Origin of the sequence: Cryobacterium sp. M15 (assembly GCF_002929675.1) — a bacterium.
Lineage (GTDB): Bacteria > Actinomycetota > Actinomycetes > Actinomycetales > Microbacteriaceae > Cryobacterium > Cryobacterium lyxosi.
In genome coordinates this window covers 20,872-38,530 of the sequence record NZ_PJJW01000037.1, presented here as the reverse complement: position 1 = coordinate 38,530, position 17,659 = coordinate 20,872, and the positions used below count along the sequence as shown (strand labels likewise).

The following is a 17,659-nucleotide window of genomic DNA, read 5'->3' as shown; positions in this document are numbered from 1 at the left end:
GGAATTCGTTCCCCGGCATGGAGCGACAGCCGAGCCCGGCATCCGCCCGCGAAGAACCGCCAGTCTTGGCGCGTCCGCGGCCGCCCGGCCATCACCGCTGTACCGCTTCTGCCGAATGAGGAACCATGACCGCGACAGGGATTTCCGCGTGTAACGCCCGTCCAGCGTTCTCGTTCGAGGTGTACCCACCGAAATCGGTGGCCGCAGCATCCGCTCTCACCCGCACGATCGATCATCTCGCCGCCGCCGGTCCGGAGTTCATCTCGGTCACCTATGGTGCCAACGGTTCCTCCCGCAACTCCTCGCTCGACGTTCTGCGCTACATCAAGGACCACACGTCAGTGGACGCCATGGCCCACCTCACCTGCGTCGGCTCCTCGCACGCAGACGCCAGTCGGCTCATTCGGGAGTTCCTCGACGCTGGCATCGACAGCTTCCTCGCGATTCGCGGAGACGCACCGCAGGGGACGGTTGAAGGCGACACCACATTTCTCGGCGACCTGCACAGCGCCGGCGAGCTGGTGCAGCTCATCCACCGCGTGCAGACCGAACGCGTGCCATACACCGAGACGGTGATTCCCGGTCTTCCCGGTGCCCGTGGGGTGAAAACCGAACGCAGCAAGGTGCGCATCGGCGTCGCAGCCTTCCCTAACGGCCACCCCAACTCGCGGTCGATTACCCAGGATATCGACACACTGTTGGCCAAGCAGGCTGCCGGGGCCAACTTAGCGATCACCCAGCTGTTCTTTCACGCCGACGACTATCTGAGCTTCATCCAACGAGCTCGTTCTGCCGGAGTGTTCTTTCCCATTCTTCCCGGCATCATGCCGGTGACCAGCCCGAACCGCTTGCGTCGTATCCTGCAGCTCTCCGGTGAAAAATTGCCGGCCGAACTGTCCATCGAGCTCGAGGTCGAACCGACCGAGGAAGGACAGCGCCAGATCGGCATCGACTACGCCGTACGACTCGGGCAGGACGTTCTCGCGGGCGGTGCCCCCGGCCTGCACCTTTATGCCTTCAACCAGCACGACACCGTGCTGTCGATTCTCGAGGGGTGTGGGGCGCGTACGGTGCCCGCAGCCATGCCCTAGGCCTCGCGCCCGTTCCAGCGCGTAGGCCCACCACCACGTTCGTTCTCTTCGACCATTCCAGCCACAATCGCTCAGTGAAGGAATCACCATGCCCAGCGCGCCCATATCCAGCACCTTTCCCCCCGGCACCATCCTCGGTTACCCCCGCATCGGAAGGCGACGGGAGCTGAAGAAAGCCGTCGAAGCATTCTGGTCCCAAACGATCGATGCCGCGGCCCTCGAAGCTGTCGCCGCCGGGCTGCGGCAGCAGACCCGCGACAGGCTCGTCGATCTCGGTCTAGGCCGAACCGATTCCTCGATCCCCGAGTCGTTTTCGTATTACGACCAGGTGCTCGACACCATCGTCGCCGTTGGCGCGATCCCGAGCCGGTTTGCCTCACTCGTCGCCGCAGACGGAACCCTCGACTTGGCTGGCTACTTCACCCTGGCGCGGGGCGAGGGTGAGAACCTACCCCTCGAAATGACCAAGTGGTTCGACTCCAACTACCATTACCTCGTGCCCGAGATCGGCCCGGAAACGGCGTTCTCGCTGGCCGGTGACCGGATCGTGCGTGAATTCGTCGAAGCCAAAGCCGCCGGGTTCCTCACCCGTCCGGTGCTCGTCGGGCCGGTCACATTCCTGTTGCTCAGCAAGGCCAGCGATGAAGCTCCGGCCGGATTCTCGCCACTGTCCCGGCTCGATGATCTCCTTCCCGTTTACGCGGCGCTCCTGGCGCGGTTAGCGGATGCCGGCGCCGATTGGGTGCAGCTCGACGAGCCGGGCCTGGTCAGTGAATCCATCGACGTGCCGCGCGCCGAGACGCTGGCGGCCGTAGCATCCGCTTACGGGGTGCTGGGTGGGTTGACCGGCCGGCCGGCGCTGTTCGTTGCGGCGCCCTACGGCAGCCTCGATGATGCCCTCCCGGTTCTCGCCGCCACAGCCGTTGAAGCAATCGGCCTCGACCTGGTGCGGGGAACTCTGCCGCAGGCGGTACCGGGGCTGGCCGGCAAGACCCTCGTTGCCGGGGTGATTGACGGCCACAACATCTGGCGCGGCGACCTGACCGGGGCCATCGAAGTTGCTGAGGGTGTGCGGGCGCTCTCGGACTCCGTTTCCGTCTCCACCTCGACCTCCCTGCTGCACGTGCCGCACGATGTGCTCGATGAAACGTCGCTGCCAGGCTCATTGGTGAGCTGGCTGGCCTTCGCCGACCAGAAGGTCGGCCAGGTCGCCACCCTAGCTCAGGGACTTGTCAATGGACGGGCCGCGATCGCCGGGCCGTTGGCTGAAGCCGCGGCGGCGCTGGCTGCGCGGCACAGCGCTCCTGGCGTGCGCGACGGCGCCGTACGCCTCCGTGCTGCGGCGCTCACCGACGCCGATTTCAGTCGAGGCGCTTACGCCGATCGACTGAGCGCGCAGGATTCCGCCTTGCAGCTGCCGTCGTTGCCGACAACCACGATCGGATCGTTCCCGCAGACCGGTGACATACGTCGAACACGGGCCCAGTTTCTCAAGGGAACCCTGGCCGCCGATGAGTATCGGTCCCTGATGCGCGCCGAGATCGGTCGGGTGGTGGCACTGCAGGAGGAGATCGGGCTTGACGTGCTGGTGCACGGAGAACCCGAACGCAACGACATGGTGCAGTACTTCGCCGAAAACCTCGATGGGTTTGCCGTGACCGAGAATGGCTGGGTGCAGTCCTACGGCAGTCGCTGCACGCGGCCGTCCATTCTGTGGGGTGACGTATCGCGCCCGGCACCGATCACGGTGGACTGGTCGGTATACGCGCAGAGCCTGACGACGAAGCCGGTCAAGGGCATGCTCACCGGACCGGTCACGATTCTGGCATGGTCTTTTGTGCGCGATGATCAGCCGCTCGGCGAGACCGCCCGCCAGGTAGCCCTGGCCCTGCGCGATGAAATCGGCGATCTGGAGGCTGCGGGCATCAAGATCGTCCAGGTCGACGAACCGGCCCTGCGCGAACTGTTGCCGCTGAAGAAAAAGGACCACGCGGACTACCTGGATTGGTCGGTCGGCTCGTTCCGTCTCGCCACGGCCGGTGTAGCGGATGCGACCCAGATTCACACCCACCTCTGCTATTCGGAGTTCGGCGTTGTCATCGAAGCCATCCGCAACCTTGACGCAGACGTCACGAGTATCGAAGCGGCCCGTTCCCGGATGGAGGTCGTGCGGGAGATCGAGGCTGGCGGGTTCGATCACGGCATCGGCGCCGGAATCTATGACATTCATTCACCCCGGGTGCCGAGCGTAGACGAATTGACGACCCTGCTCGACACCGCTCTGGAATCGATTCCCGAACGACAGGTCTGGGTGAATCCGGACTGTGGCCTCAAGACTCGTGGCTACGACGAAACCGTGCAGTCGCTGCAGAACATGCTCGCCGCCACGCGGGTGGTGCGCGAACGCCTCAGTGCCGACGTGATCGCCTGACTCGTCTGACTCGTCTGACTCGTCTGACGGGGTGACAAAAAAGGGCCCGACCACCGGCTGGTGGTCGGGCCCTTTTGTATGACACCAATCAGCGCGACGACTAGACCGAGCGCAGGACCGCGACTACTTTGCCGAGGATGTCGGCGAAGTCACCGACAATGGGCTCGAAGTTGCTGTTGCGCGGCAGTAGCCAGGTGTGGCCATCGCGCTTTCTCAAGACCTTCACCGTGGCCTCATTGTCGAGCATGGCCGCGACGATCTCGCCGTTCTCTGCGGTCTTCTGCTGACGAACAACGACCCAGTCGCCGTCGCAGATGGCAGCGTCGATCATGGACTCACCCACAACCTTGAGCATGAACAACTCTCCCTGCCCAACGAGCTGGCGGGGAAGCGGGAAGATCTCGTCTATCTGCTGGTCGGCCGTGATCGGGATGCCCGCGGCGATGCGACCGACGAGGGGTACCATCGCAGCATCGCCGACCTGTACGCCCGGGTGAAAGCTGTCCTGGTCACCGGTACCGACGTCTTCGGGGGCACGCTGAATCTCGATGAGGACTTCGAGGGCACGGGGGCGATTCGGGTCGCGGCGCAGGTAACCGCTGAGTTCGAGTTGATTGAGCTGGTGGGTCACGCTCGACAGCGAGGCGAGACCGACCGCGTCGCCGATTTCCCGCATGCTCGGCGGGTAACCGCGCGAGCTCACCGAGCGCTGGATCACGTCGAGAATAGCGAGCTGGCGTTGGCTCAAACTCTTGCGGCGCCGAGTGCCGCCCTTGTCGCGGGTACCACTGGTGTCTTGTGTCACGATGTGCCCTCCTGGAGTAGGTCCCGCCTGGCCTGAAACCGTGTCATGCGGGAATGTCGGTGGTGTCTGATTGAGTATCAATGCAGCAATTGTCTATCGAAAGTTTATCCAGTTACATGCCTGGGAACAAACACTTATTCGAGTGTGTCGCGCTCAATTCCGGGCTGAGCCGAGAAAAAGCTTGCATGTTCGATTGTTCGAAGTTATATTCGGAACATAGTTTCGTATCTGGGCCTCCCGGCCGAGGTCCGGATACGAGACTCGTAACGCGCTTACCTTGGAGGTTTGACATGACCACAGTATTTGCATCAGCAGTTCCCGTATCGGCAGCCCTCACGCCCGTCCCGCGCCTTCGTCTCACCCGCCGCGGTCGCTTGGTTTTCACAACTCTTGCTGCCGTACCGCTGGTGATCGTCGCCGTGTCTTTCGCCATGAACGGGGGTGCGGCCGGGGCTACGGACTCCGCCGCGGGCACCGACCTCATGTCGTACACAACCGACTCCGGAATTGTCACGACCCTGACGTACTTCCCAACCGACGTCGGTTCCGCCCGGTTCATCACGGTCGAGCCCGGCCAGACCCTGTGGGACCTCGCCGAAGATATTTCGCCGGCGGACGACCCGCGCGACGTAGTGGCCGACATCAAACGACTCAACGCCCTGGCTGTTGAAACATTGCAGCCGGGCCAGCGCCTGGAAATCCCCTCCGACTCCTAGGAAGGTATCGGCAGACGCGCGGGGCCGTAGCATGGAGAGGGTGACCAGTCTCGAAGATCTCCCGCTCCGTACCAATCTGCAAGGCCTCACCCCATACGGTGCTCCGCAATTGCATGTTCCGGTGGCCCTGAACGTCAACGAGAACACGCACCCCATTCCTGATGCGGTGGCGCGCGACATCCTCGCTAACCTGGCCGAAGCCATCCACTCGGTGAATCGGTATCCTGACCGTGAGTTCACGGCTCTGCGCGAGGCGCTGGCCCTCTACCTCGGTGAGGGGCTCACCGCCGACAATATCTGGGCGGCAAACGGGTCCAACGAAGTACTCCAGCAGGTGCTTCAGGCGTTCGGCGGGCCGGGGCGCTTCCTGCTTGGGTTTGCCCCGACTTACTCGATGTACTCGATTCTCGCCTCCGGTACCGACACCACCTGGATTCCGGGCGCGCGTGACGCCGACTTCGAGCTGTCTCCGGCCACCGCCGTGAGTGAGGTCACCCGAACCAACCCCGACATCGTTTTTCTCTGCTCCCCGAACAACCCCACCGGCACCCCGCTCTCGCTTGAAACCATCTCCGCCGTCTACGCCGCGACCGACGGCATCGTTGTCGTTGACGAGGCCTACGCCGAATTCGCGCCCGCTGGCACCCCGAGTGCGGTCACCCTGCTGCCCGGTCGGGAACGGCTTCTCGTCTCCCGAACCATGAGCAAAGCCTTCGCCTTTGCCGGTGCCCGGGTCGGCTACCTGGCTGCTGATCCGGCGGTGACGGATGCCCTGCGCCTGGTCCGTCTGCCGTACCACCTCTCGGCGCTGACCCAAGCCGCTGCGAACGCCGCCCTGGCGCACAGCGCTGAGATGCTCGCCATGGTCGACGACATTCGGGGGCAGCGTGACCGGCTCGTGGTTGAGCTCGCCCGCCTGGGCTATTCCCCGCACCGAAGCTGGAGTAACTTCGTACTTTTTGGAGGAGTGGCCGACCCGCGAGAGACCTTTGAGGCGTTGCTCGCTGAGGGAATCCTCATTCGCGACGTGGGTATTGCCGGCCATTTGCGGGTGACGGCCGGGACCGAGAACGAGACGTCTCAGTTCCTCGAGGCACTGGGCCGCCTGGGGCGGGCCGGCACGCCCGGTTGAACTGATTCGGCCCGAGGCGAATAAGCTAGCAGTATGAGTTCTCCTGCCGGCATTCTCGCGCCCCGCGTCGCCCACCTGCAACGGGAGACGAGTGAATCCAGCATCGACCTCTCGCTCAATCTCGACGGCACCGGCGTCAGCGATATCCGCACCTCGGTGCCGTTCTACGACCACCTCCTCACCGCGTTTGCGAAACACTCGCTGTGCGACCTCACTGTGCGTGCTTCCGGCGACATCGAAATTGACGTCCACCACACGGTCGAAGACGTGGGAATCGTGCTCGGCCAGGCTATTCGCCAAGCGCTCGGTGATAAATCGGGCATCTCGCGCTACGGTGACGCGCTGGTGCCGCTCGACGAGGCTCTCGCCCAAGCCGTAGTCGACATTTCGGGTCGCCCCTACCTGGTGCACACCGGCGAACCGGTCGGCTTCGAATTCCACCTGATCGGCGGACACTTCACCGGCTCCATGGTGCGTCACGTCTTTGAAGCCATCACCTTTCACGCCGGGTTGACCGTGCACGTCACCGTGCTGGGCGGTCGCGACCCGCACCACATCGCTGAAGCCGAGTTCAAGGCTTTCGCCCGTGCTTTTCGCCTCGCCAAGGCTCTCGACCCGCTGGTACACGGTATTCCGTCGACCAAGGGTGCCCTGTGAGCCGGGTCGTTGTCTTCGACTACGGCACGGGCAATGTGCACTCCGCGGTCAAGGCACTCGAACTGGCCGGCGCTGACGTCACCCTGACGAGCGATCGCACCGTCGCCCTCGAGGCCGACGGCCTCGTCGTGCCCGGTGTCGGTGCGTTCAGTGCTGTGATGGCGGCCCTCAAGGCGGTGCGCGGCGACGAGATCGTCGATCGTCGCCTGGCTGGCGATCGTCCGGTACTCGGCATCTGCGTTGGAATGCAGGTCATGTTCGAACACGGTGTCGAGCGGGGGATCGACACCGTGGGACTGGGTGAATGGCCCGGTACGGTCACCGAACTTCCCGCACCGATTCTGCCGCACGTGGGCTGGGACACCGTCACGAGCGCTCCTGACTCCGTGCTCTTCCGAGGAATCGAAGAGGAGCGCTTCTATTTCGTGCACTCGTACGCGGCGCAAGCCTGGACGCTCGAGGTCATGCCGCCGTTTCCCGAACCCTGGCTCACCTGGGCCGAACACGGGGCACCGTTCCTGGCTGCCATCGAGAATGGCCCGCTGAGCGCCACCCAGTTTCACCCCGAAAAATCCGGTGAGGCGGGCATCCGCCTGTTGAAGAACTGGATCGGCACTCTGCGCGACTAGCTCGGTGCGCCTAGACTTCACAGTCCAAACCTCTCCTGCCTACCCATCACCGGCACCTGCCATGAACCTGGTCGCAGCACGCGGCCGCACCAACCAAGGACACCAATGAGCGAGTTCAATAAGATACCGAGGCTCGTCCTCCTGCCCGCCGTCGATGTGGCCGCCGGTAAGGCAGTTCGCCTGACAAAGGGGGAGGCCGGTACGGAAACAAATTACGGTGACCCCGTCGATGCTGCGGCTGATTGGGCACGGCAAGGTGCAGAGTGGATTCACCTCGTCGACCTCGACGCGGCGTTTGGCCGGGGCAACAACACCGGCGTGATCAAAAAGGTCATCCGCCAGGTCAAGGGCGTCAATATCGAACTCTCCGGCGGCATCCGCGACGATGAATCGCTGGAAGCAGCACTGACCACAGGCGTCAAGCGCATCAACCTCGGCACAGCGGCACTGGAAAATCCGGAGTGGGCGGCGAGCGTTATCGCGCAATACGGCGATGCCGTTGCCGTCGGCCTCGACGTGCGCGGTACGACCCTCGCCGCACGCGGCTGGACACAGGACGGTGGAGACCTCTGGCAGGTGCTTGAACGTCTCGAAGAAGCCGGCTGCGCCCGCTATGTCGTGACCGATGTCACCAAGGACGGCACCCTGCAGGGTCCGAACATCGATCTGCTTCGCCAGGTGCTCGACCGCACCCGCAAACCCGTGATCGCCTCCGGAGGCATCTCCAGCCTCGATGACATTGACGCCCTGCGCCGCCTGGTTCCGCTCGGGCTTGAAGGTGCCATCGTGGGCAAAGCACTGTACGCGGGGGCCTTCACCCTTGCCGAGGCACTGGACGTCGCGGGGGACTAATGGCGAAGGCGCGAAACCTCGGTTCCACCGGTGACCCATCTGGACGTCCGGATGGTGCCGCGCCTTCGGGTCAACCCGGCGATCACAACGAGTCGGCCAACACGGCCGACTCCGCTGGCCAGCCTTGGGTCGGTCGCGAATTCGAGGCGAATCTCGATGCCGGCGATGACGGATCCGCGCCAGCAGCTCTTGCCGAGGCGCTCGCCCGGTTTCAGGCGCGCGAGGCCGGGGAAGAGAGCGTCATCGACGCCATTCGCAGTTCCCGCCTGCTCATCCCTCTGGTGACCAAGCTCGGCGATGCCGCCCTGAACGGGAGCGGCCAGACGATCGACAAAACCCAGGAGCTGTCGATCATCACCGTGGCCGGTCCGGACGGCCGCACCGTACTGCCTGCTTTCTCGTCAACCGCCGCGATGACGATCTGGAATCCCCTCGCCCGGCCCGTGCCAGCGGATGCCGTGCGCGTCGCCCTGGCCGCCGCGCAGGAGAATACCGACCTCGTTGTGCTCGACCCGACTTCGCCCGGTGAATTCGTCATTCGCCGTCCGGCCTTATGGGCCATCGCCCAATCCTTGCCGTGGACACCGAGTTACGCCAGTCACCATGTCGCCGATGCTTTCACCGCATCGATCGCGACCGAACTTTCGGTGCTGACCGTGCAGCTTTCTGCCGGTGACCCGCTTGGCCGGCTCACCGGCCCCGAGCTGGTGGTTCAACTGGAACTGGTCGACGGCCTCACCCAGACGGACCTCGACGCAATCCTCACTCGGCTCGGCACTCGCTGGTCGGAAAGCGAGACCATCACGACCGGCGTCGATTCGCTGAGCGTCAAGCTCGTCGCATCGGCCTGATACCCGATATTGGCCCTGCTCAGTGCACTGTCGGTGGGTCAGGCGAGAATAACGGTATGACCGACGTTCTCGATCAATTCTCCCCGGCTGCCCAGGCCTGGTTCACCGAGGCGTTTGCCGCGCCGACCGCAGCGCAGCTCGGTGCGTGGACTGCTATCGCGCAAGGGTCGCACGCTCTCGTCGTGGCTCCCACCGGATCGGGCAAGACCCTCGCCGCATTCCTGTGGGCCATCGACCAGTTGGCGAACGAATCAGCACCGGCATCAGAGCCGGGTACCCGTGCGCCGGGTACCCGTGCTCCCGGTACCCGTGTTCTCTATATTTCACCGCTCAAAGCCCTCGGCGTTGACGTCGAACGCAACCTCACCGCGCCACTGGTGGGAATCACCCGCGCCGCGCAACGGCTTGGACTTCAGCCGCCACAGGTCACGGTCGGAGTGCGTTCGGGAGATACGCCGAGCGCCGACCGCCGCAAATTGATCTCCTCGCCCCCCGACATCCTCATCACCACTCCGGAATCATTGTTTCTGATGCTGACGTCGGCAGCTCGGGAATCGCTGCGCGATGTGCAGACGGTCATCATCGACGAGATACATGCGGTCGCGGCCAGTAAGCGCGGCGCCCACCTCGCCGTATCGCTCGAACGCCTCGACGCGCTTCTCGGCCACCCGGCCCAACGCATCGGGTTGTCGGCCACCGTGCGCCCGCAGAGCGAAGTGGCGCGCTTTCTCGGTGGCGCCGCGCCCGTTCACATCGTGGCGCCGCCCTCCCTGAAACGGTTCGACCTGCGGGTGGTCGTGCCGGTCGACGATATGAGCGACCTCGGGCCGGTACCGCAACGCGAAGGGGTCACGTCGGCCGCTGCTGCGCAAACCGGGTCCATCTGGCCCCACGTTGAGGAGGCCATCGTTGACGAGGTGCTGGCGCACTCTTCGAGCATCGTGTTCGCGAATTCCCGGAGACTTACCGAACGACTGACGGCCCGGTTCAACGAAATCTACGCCGACCGCCTGGCCGGGGCGGAGGCATCCGCTCTGGTACCCGTTTCGGCTGCCGACGGGGGGCTGGCCGATCACGGTGTGATGGCCGTGGTGCGGCCACCAGCCGAGCTGATGGGGGCAAGCGGGCAGAGCACAGGCGCTGCGCCCTTGCTCGCGCGGGCGCATCACGGTTCCGTCAGCAAGGAACAACGAGCGTTCATTGAAGACGATCTGAAGTCGGGGCGGCTGCGCTGTGTCGTCGCGACCTCGAGCCTGGAACTCGGTATCGACATGGGTGCCGTCGATCTGGTCGTGCAGGTTGAATCGCCGCCGTCGGTGTCGAGCGGGCTGCAGCGGCTTGGCCGGGCCGGGCATCAGGTGGGCGAGGTTTCGCGCGGGGTGATCTACCCCAAGCATCGCGCCGACCTCATCCACGCTGCGGTTGCTGCCGAGCGCATGGTGGCCGGCGTCATCGAATCGCTGCGGGTACCCACCAACCCGCTCGACATTCTGGCGCAGCAGACTGTCGCAGCCTGCGCGCTCGAGCCCATCGACGTGGAAACCTGGTTTGACACGGTGCGGCGCAGCGCGCCGTTTGCGACCTTGCCACGATCGGCCTACGAGGCGACCCTCGACCTGCTCGCCGGCCGCTACCCGTCAGACCAGTTCGCCGAACTGCGCCCCCGCATTGTCTGGGATCGAGACGCTGGCACCCTGACCGGGCGGCCCGGAGCGCAACGCCTGGCCGTGACGAGCGGCGGCACCATTCCCGACCGCGGCCTGTTTGGGGTCTTCATGGTCGGCGGCGAACAGATCACCGGCAAACGGGTCGGCGAACTCGACGAGGAGATGGTCTACGAGTCGCGTGTGAACGACGTCTTCGCGCTCGGCACCACAAGCTGGCGTATCCAGGAGATCACCCACGACCGGGTGCTCGTCGTGCCCGCTTTCGGGCAGCCGGGGCGGCTTCCGTTCTGGAAAGGTGATGGCCTCGGCCGCCCGGCCGAACTCGGCCGCGCCATCGGTGCGTTCGTGCGCGAGGTTGGGGCCCTGCCGCCCAGTGAAGCCCAGGCTCGCTGCGCGGTGGGCGGGCTCGACCAGCGTGCAATCAACAACCTGCTGGCCTTCCTCGCCGAGCAACGCGCGGTTACCGGGCAGCTCCCGACCGACCGGACCCTCGTGGTCGAACGCTTTCGCGATGAACTGGGGGACTGGCGGGTTGTGCTGCATTCCCCGTTCGGCACCCCGGTGCACGCACCGTGGGCGCTCGCCGTGGGTGCTCGCGTGCGCGAACGCTACGGAATCGACGGCTCCTGCGTAGCCAGCGATGACGGTATCGTCGTGCGCATCCCCGACACCGAAACCGAACCGCCCGGCAGTGAGCTCTTCGTTTTCGACCCTGATGAGCTCGAGCAGATCGTCATCGACGAGGTCGGTGGCTCCGCCCTGTTCGCTTCCCGGTTTCGGGAGTGCGCTGCCCGGGCACTGCTGCTGCCCAGGTACAAACCCGGTGCGCGCTCGCCGCTGTGGCAACAACGCCAGAAGGCCGCCCAACTACTCGACGTGGCCCGCACCTTTTCCACCTTTCCGATCATTCTCGAGACCCTGCGTGAATGCCTTCAAGACGTGTACGACCTTCCGGCCCTCGGGGCGCTGGCCCGGCAGATCGGCTCCCGTGAAGTGCGTCTGGTTGACACCGAGACCGAGACCGCCAGCCCGTTCGCGAGCACACTGCTGTTCGGTTACGTCGCCGCCTTCATGTACGAGGGCGACACCCCGCTCGCCGAGCGGCGCGCCACCGCCCTCGCCATCGATTCGAGCCTGCTGGCCGAACTGTTGGGGCGGGTTGAACTGCGTGAACTCCTCGACCCGAGCGTCATCGCTCAAACCGACCGAGAACTGCAACGGCTCGCGCCGGACTACCTGGCCAAGGGCGTGGAAGGTGTCGCCGATCTGTTGCGCACCCTTGGCCCGCTCAGCACCAGCGAGGTCGCCGAGCGGATGCTCATTCTCCCGCCGGAATCGCCGCCCGCGCCGGGCCTGCCGCCCGCGCAGGGCCCGCCCGCTGTCCTTGTCGCCGAGCAGGCCCTGCTGGGACTGGTCGACGCGCGCCGCGCCGTGCGCGTGAGCATCGGCGGTGAGGAACGCTGGGCAGCAGTCGAAGACGCGAGCCGATTGCGCGACGCTCTCGGCGTTCCCCTGCCGATCGGGGTGTCCGCTGCGTTTACTGAATCCGTGGCTGATCCGCTCGGCGATCTGGTGAGCCGCTACGCACGCTCGCACGGACCCTTCACCACCGGCGCCGTCGCCGACCGGTTTGGCCTCGGCACGGCCGTTGTGCAGATTGCCCTCAAACGCCTCGCCGACGCCCGCCGTATCGTGGCCGGCGAATTCCGACCGAACGGCACCGGCTTGGAATGGTGCGACTCCGAGGTGCTGCGGCGCCTGCGTCGGCGCTCGCTCGCGGCGCTTCGGCACGAGGTGGAACCGGTGGACCAGCAGGCCATCGGTCGGTTCCTGCCGGTCTGGCAACACGTGGGAGGCAAGCTGCGCGGAATCGACGGCGTCGCATCCGTTGTGGAACAGCTTGAGGGCGCGCGCATTCCGGCGTCCGCCTGGGAGACGCTCATTCTGCCGGCCCGGGTGAGCGACTACCAGCCGGGCATGCTCGACGAACTCACCAACGCGGGGGAGTTGCTCTGGGCGGGCGCAGGAACCCTCGCCGGCAATGACGGTTGGGTCAGTCTGCACCTCGCCGAAACGGCCCAGCTCACCCTGCCGCTTCCCATCGACGTGGAGACGACGTCCCTGCAGCAGGAGATCCTGACGACCCTGGGCAGCGGGGGCGCCTACTTCTTTCGGCAGCTGTCTGACGCCGTCGGCAGCCAGGACGACGCCGCACTGGTGCAGTCGTTGTGGGACCTGGTCTGGGCCGGTTTGATCAACAATGACACGTTCGCTCCGGTGCGTTCGTTGCTAGCCGGCGGGCACACGGCCCACCGGCAGAGCCGGGCCGCGCCGCGCGCCCGTCTGCATCGTGGGCGGTCGATGCCGCGGCCGAACCTGCCGAGTCGCAGCGGTCCCCCCACGGCGTCAGGCCGATGGTCGATCCTTCCGGTTGCCGACGATTCCCCAACCCGCCGCGCCCACGCGCTGGGGGAGACGCTGCTCGAACGCTATGGCGTGGTGACCCGGGGGGCGGTAATGGCGGAGAGCGTGATCGGCGGCTTCTCGCTCGTCTACCGCACCCTCACCGGGTTTGAAGAGATGGCACGCTGCCGCCGCGGCTATTTCATCGAGGGGCTCGGCGCGGCTCAGTTCGCCACCGGCGGCACCATCGACCGGCTGCGCACCTTCGCTGTGGGAGTATCCCAGACTTCCGTCGACGTGAGGAACACCGCGCCCCTGGAAGCTGTTGCCCTGGCCGCGACCGACCCGGCGAATGCCTATGGCGCCGCGCTGCCGTGGCCGACCCTGCCTGGCAACACCACCCACCGCCCGGGTCGAAAGGCGGGCGCACTCGTCGTTCTTGTCGACGGTGCCCTCGTGCTGTATGTCGAGCGCGGCGGTAAAACCGTGGTTGCTTTTGAAACGGATCAGCAGGTGCTCACGGCGGCCACCGTGAGTCTGGCCGCCCTGGTCACCAACGGTCGCGTGCAGAGGATTGCGGTGGAAACGGTCAACGGCGTGTTCGTGATCGGCACCGACGTGGGCGGGGCCCTGCGCGCCGCCGGATTCACCGAGACCCCGAAAGGGCTGAGGCTGCGTGCCTGAGGGCGATACCGTCTACCGCACCGCCCGATCCCTCGACCAGGCCCTGCGCGGCAGCATCCTGACCGGCTGCGACATTCGGGTACCCGCTTTCGCTACGGTCGATCTTTCGGGACAAACCGTGCACGAGGTCGTCAGTCGCGGCAAACATCTGCTGCACCGGGTCGGTGAGACGAGCATCCACTCGCATTTGAAGATGGAGGGCGCCTGGCACCTGTATCGACCGGGCACGCGGTGGCAGCGGCCGGCGTTTCAGGCACGCATCGTGCTGCAGACGACCGAGTGGGTTGCCGTGGGGTTCGAACTCGGCGTGCTGGAACTCGTGCTGACCCGGGCTGAAGCCGAGGTGGTCGGCCACCTCGGACCCGATCTGCTCGACGTTGAGTGGAGCGCAGCTAACGCTGCCGAGGCCACCAGACGTCTTGCTGCCCACGGGGAGCCGCCGATCATCGTGGCCCTCGCTGACCAGCGCAATCTGGCCGGGCTGGGCAACGTCTATGTCAACGAGCTCTGTTTTCTGCGCGGATTGCTGCCGAACCGGCCCGTAGCTGGGGTCACTGACCTCGCCGGACTCGTGAGACTCGCCCGGCGCCTGTTATGGGCCAATAAAGACCGTGACGAGCGCACGACCACCGGCAACCTGCGACGGGGAGCCCAGCTCTGGGTCTACGGGCGGGCCGGGCAGCCGTGTCGTCGGTGTGGCAGCCGCATTCAGAGGGGACAGCTCGGCCGTACCGAACTGGAGTTGCGCGACACCTACTGGTGCCCGCGCTGCCAGACCTGAGACTGACAGGCCGCCGGTTAGGTGACCGGGCCGGTGTACTTCTCACCGGGGCCCTCGCCGATTGGATCCTGCACGAAGGACGCCTCGCGGAACGCAAGCTGCAGGGAACGCAGGCCGTCCCGCAGGCTGCGGGCATGCATGTCGGCGATATCGGGGGCAGCCGCCGTGACCAGTCCGGCGAGGGCCGTGATGAGCTTGCGCGCCTCGTCGAGGTCGATCTGGGCGTCGGGATCTTCGGCGAGGCCGCACTTCACGGCGGCCGCGCTCATGAGGTGCACGGCGGCCGTGGTGATGATCTCCACAGCGGCCACGTCGGCGATATCGCGTGTTGCCTGGGCAGCATCCCGCTCAAAATCAGCATCCCGCTCAAAATCAGCATCCCGCTCAAGATCGGCATTCTGCTCTAAACCCGTATCGTGCTCAAAACTTTGGCTCACTGCATTCCTCTGCTAGGCTTGTCTTTGGTTCCGGGACAATAGTCTCGGTACGAAAGTGGAGAATCTCCCACCCGCGCATACCGCTTCATCAAGGTTACCGGGTAGTTTGCACTCCGCCGTCGCGTTACCACCTCCTTTGGGAATGTGATAAAGCGAGGGTAGACAGGGTGTCGTGTGGAACACGTCGACGACAAGGTTGGCTTGGAAAGCGCGTGATTTTCCTCTCTTCGTCCCCAATCAGCATCCGCTGACTGGTTGTGATCACGAAGTTAACCAAGAGGAGAGACGCATCAGCGATCCCCGTACAAATGACCGTATACGCGTCCCCGAAGTTCGTCTCGTTGGTCCCAACGGCGAGCAGGTCGGGGTCGTGGCGATTGATGTTGCCCTGCGCCTGGCACAGGATGCCGACCTCGATCTCGTCGAAGTTGCACCTGAAGCCAAGCCGCCCGTGGCCAAGATCATGGACTACGGCAAGTTCAAGTACGAGGCTGCGCAGAAGGCCAAGGAGGCCAGGCGCAACCAGGCGAACACGATCCTCAAGGAGGTTCGTTTTCGTCTCAAGATTGATACGCACGACTATGAGACCAAGCGCAAACGCGCCGAAGGCTTCCTGAAGAGCGGTGACAAGGTCAAGGCCATGATTCTTTTTCGTGGCCGTGAACAGTCCCGCCCTGATCAGGGCGTACGGCTGCTCCAAAAATTTGCCGAGGATGTCGCCGAGTACGGTTCTGTGGAATCTACTCCGATGATCGACGGTCGAAACATGGTCATGGTGATTGGCCCGTTGAAGAACAAGTCAGAAGCCAAGGCTGAGATCAACGCCCACAAGGCTGCCGAGAAGGCAGACAAGGTAGCCGATAAGGCAGACAAGGTTGCCGATAAGGCAGCGAAACAGGAGGAACCACATGCCTAAGATGAAGACCCACTCCGGAACCAAAAAGCGTTTCAAGGTCACCGGAAGCGGAAAGATCATGAAGCAGCAGGCCGGACTTCGACACAACCTCGAGGTCAAGAGCACGCAGCGCAAGTCCCGTTTGAACCAGGACCAGGTGCTGGCTAAGTCGGATCAGAAGACCATCAAGAAGCTTCTCGGTCTGTAAACCAGGCCCCAATAACAGGCCCGTAACGAATAAGGATTTGTAAAAAATGGCAAGAGTAAAGAGGGCCGTAAACGCCCACAAGAGTCGCCGCGTTATTCTCGAACGCGCCAAGGGTTACCGCGGTCAGCGTTCACGCCTGGTCACCAAGGCGAAGGAGCAGCTCACTCACTCCTTCACCTATAGCTACCGTGACCGTCGTGCACGCAAGGGTGACTTCCGTCGCCTGTGGATCCAGCGGATCAACGCTGCGTCGCGCGCCAACGGCCTCACCTACAACCGTCTGATCCAGGGCCTCGGCCTGGCTGGCATCGAGGTTGACCGTCGTATCCTCGCCGACCTGGCCGTCAACGAGGCAGCGACGTTCGCCGCGCTCGTCGAGAGTGCCAAGGCTGCCCTTCCCGCCGACACTTCGGCACCGAAGGTCGCCGTCACGGCGTAAGGCGTTACCCCGATCGGTTCACCACCGGCTGCCTCCTGGGCGTGAATGTGGTGAAAGATCGACAGTTTTGAATTGAACAGTGAGGAGCGGGCGACGTGGTCGTCCGCTCCTTTTTCTGTAAGTAAACCTTGTGCAACTAAACTCAAGATCATGCTTGATAATCCACGTTCACCGCGCGTCCGTTCCGTCGCAAAACTTGCCAAGCGCGACGCGCGCCTCGAGTCCGGTCTTTTTCTGCTCGAAGGCCCGCAGGCCGTTTCCGAAGCACTCACCTTTCGCCCAGAGCTCGTCGTGGAGTTGTTCGCGACGCCCACCGCGCTCGACCGCTACACCGATCTAGCCCAGAAAGCGATCGACGCCCAGGTCGAGGTGGAGTTCGTCTCCGAAGAGGTGCTCGAGGCTATGGCCGACACGGTCACCCCGCAAGGCTTCGTGGCCGTCTGTCACCAGTTCCCCACCTCGGTGAAGAAAATCTTCAATGCCGAGCCCAAGCTCGTCGCCATCCTTGAAGAGGTGCGCGATCCCGGCAACGCCGGCACCATCATTCGGGCAGCGGATGCCGCGGGCGCGGACGCCGTCATCCTCACCGGTCGCAGCGTCGACCTGTACAACCCCAAGGTCATCCGTTCCTCGACCGGCTCCATCTTCCACCTGCCCGTCGCCATCGCGGCCGATCTCTCCGACGTACTCGACCGTGCCCGGGCGGCCGGGCTGCAGCTCTTTGCCGCCGATATCAAGGGCTCCGACCTGCTGACCGCCCGCAACGAGGGCTTGCTTGCCGCTCCGACCGTGTGGCTGTTCGGCAACGAAGCGCGCGGCCTGACCGATGAAGACCTGGCCCGAGTCGACCGCAGCGTGAGCGTGCCGATCTACGGCGAAGCCGAGTCGATGAACCTCGCGACCGCGGCATCCGTCTGCCTGTATGAGAGTGCATTCGCCCAGCGCGCCTGACCTCCTGCGTAGCACAGATACGCGATGCCC

At 64.6% G+C, this 17,659-nt stretch carries 16 protein-coding genes; 14 read left to right on the top strand and 2 right to left on the bottom strand.

All coding sequences use genetic code 11. The features are described 5' to 3' along the window. The first annotated feature begins 125 nt into the window (after nucleotides 1-125). On the top strand, nucleotides 126-1,091 hold the full coding sequence (locus CXY83_RS08710) for a methylenetetrahydrofolate reductase (RefSeq protein WP_174722216.1): 966 nt from the start codon (nucleotides 126-128) through the stop codon (nucleotides 1,089-1,091). A gap of 88 nt (nucleotides 1,092-1,179) precedes the next feature. Beyond that, nucleotides 1,180-3,522, top strand: coding sequence for a 5-methyltetrahydropteroyltriglutamate--homocysteine S-methyltransferase (gene metE, locus CXY83_RS08705; RefSeq protein WP_104196981.1), 2,343 nt, complete (start codon nucleotides 1,180-1,182; stop codon nucleotides 3,520-3,522). A gap of 100 nt (nucleotides 3,523-3,622) precedes the next feature. Here the strand turns inward: metE and lexA are convergent, their stop codons facing one another. Continuing rightward, nucleotides 3,623-4,327, bottom strand: a complete 705-nt coding sequence (gene lexA / locus CXY83_RS08700) for a transcriptional repressor LexA (RefSeq protein WP_092341044.1) — start codon at nucleotides 4,325-4,327, stop codon at nucleotides 3,623-3,625. 290 nt (nucleotides 4,328-4,617) lie between these two features. Here lexA and CXY83_RS08695 point away from each other — a divergent pair, with 290 nt between their 5' ends. The 8 genes from CXY83_RS08695 (at nucleotide 4,618) to CXY83_RS08660 (ending at nucleotide 14,699) form a co-directional block, all read left to right on the top strand. Continuing rightward, nucleotides 4,618-5,043 (top strand): LysM peptidoglycan-binding domain-containing protein, encoded by a 426-nt coding sequence (locus tag CXY83_RS08695; RefSeq protein WP_104196980.1) that lies wholly within the window; start codon nucleotides 4,618-4,620, stop codon nucleotides 5,041-5,043. 31 nt (nucleotides 5,044-5,074) lie between these two features. Beyond that, entirely contained in the window at nucleotides 5,075-6,175 is a 1,101-nt protein-coding gene (locus CXY83_RS08690; protein ID WP_104196979.1) for a histidinol-phosphate transaminase, read from the top strand. A 33-nt stretch (nucleotides 6,176-6,208) separates the two neighbouring features. After that, on the top strand, nucleotides 6,209-6,832 hold the full coding sequence (gene hisB / locus CXY83_RS08685) for an imidazoleglycerol-phosphate dehydratase HisB (protein ID WP_104196978.1): 624 nt from the start codon (nucleotides 6,209-6,211) through the stop codon (nucleotides 6,830-6,832). Beyond that, nucleotides 6,829-7,461 carry an imidazole glycerol phosphate synthase subunit HisH gene (hisH, locus tag CXY83_RS08680; protein WP_104196977.1) on the top strand — a complete coding sequence of 211 codons (633 nt, stop codon included), beginning with the start codon at nucleotides 6,829-6,831 and terminating at the stop codon, nucleotides 7,459-7,461. The genes hisB and hisH overlap by 4 nt, the downstream gene beginning before the upstream one ends. A gap of 105 nt (nucleotides 7,462-7,566) precedes the next feature. Beyond that, on the top strand, nucleotides 7,567-8,313 hold the full coding sequence (gene priA, locus CXY83_RS08675) for a bifunctional 1-(5-phosphoribosyl)-5-((5-phosphoribosylamino)methylideneamino)imidazole-4-carboxamide isomerase/phosphoribosylanthranilate isomerase PriA (RefSeq protein WP_104196976.1): 747 nt from the start codon (nucleotides 7,567-7,569) through the stop codon (nucleotides 8,311-8,313). Beyond that, nucleotides 8,313-9,164, top strand: a complete 852-nt coding sequence (locus CXY83_RS08670; protein ID WP_104196975.1) for an SseB family protein — start codon at nucleotides 8,313-8,315, stop codon at nucleotides 9,162-9,164. Before priA ends, CXY83_RS08670 begins: the two co-directional genes overlap by 1 nt. Before the next feature lie 56 nt (nucleotides 9,165-9,220). Next, entirely contained in the window at nucleotides 9,221-13,918 is a 4,698-nt protein-coding gene (locus tag CXY83_RS08665) for an ATP-dependent helicase (RefSeq protein WP_104196974.1), read from the top strand. Further along, nucleotides 13,911-14,699 (top strand): DNA-formamidopyrimidine glycosylase family protein, encoded by a 789-nt coding sequence (locus CXY83_RS08660; protein ID WP_104196973.1) that lies wholly within the window; start codon nucleotides 13,911-13,913, stop codon nucleotides 14,697-14,699. Before CXY83_RS08665 ends, CXY83_RS08660 begins: the two co-directional genes overlap by 8 nt. A gap of 17 nt (nucleotides 14,700-14,716) precedes the next feature. On the opposite strand, the gene CXY83_RS08655 is transcribed toward CXY83_RS08660, so the two are convergent. After that, nucleotides 14,717-15,019: a DUF1844 domain-containing protein gene (locus CXY83_RS08655; protein WP_104197145.1), complete on the bottom strand. Its 303-nt coding sequence runs from the start codon at nucleotides 15,017-15,019 to the stop codon at nucleotides 14,717-14,719. Nucleotides 15,020-15,425: 406 nt separating this feature from the next. Between CXY83_RS08655 and infC the strand changes: the two genes are divergently transcribed. The 4 genes from infC (at nucleotide 15,426) to CXY83_RS08635 (ending at nucleotide 17,629) form a co-directional block, all read left to right on the top strand. Beyond that, the gene (infC, locus tag CXY83_RS08650; protein WP_104127223.1) at nucleotides 15,426-16,052 is read left to right on the top strand and encodes a translation initiation factor IF-3; all 627 of its coding nucleotides are present in this window, start codon (nucleotides 15,426-15,428) and stop codon (nucleotides 16,050-16,052) included. Beyond that, complete coding sequence (rpmI, locus tag CXY83_RS08645; RefSeq protein WP_092111710.1) at nucleotides 16,045-16,239, top strand: 50S ribosomal protein L35; 195 nt, start codon at nucleotides 16,045-16,047, stop codon at nucleotides 16,237-16,239. Before infC ends, rpmI begins: the two co-directional genes overlap by 8 nt. A gap of 46 nt (nucleotides 16,240-16,285) precedes the next feature. After that, nucleotides 16,286-16,678, top strand: a complete 393-nt coding sequence (rplT, locus tag CXY83_RS08640; protein WP_104196972.1) for a 50S ribosomal protein L20 — start codon at nucleotides 16,286-16,288, stop codon at nucleotides 16,676-16,678. A 150-nt stretch (nucleotides 16,679-16,828) separates the two neighbouring features. After that, entirely contained in the window at nucleotides 16,829-17,629 is an 801-nt protein-coding gene (locus CXY83_RS08635) for an RNA methyltransferase (RefSeq protein WP_104196971.1), read from the top strand. Nucleotides 17,630-17,659: the final 30 nt, after the last annotated feature.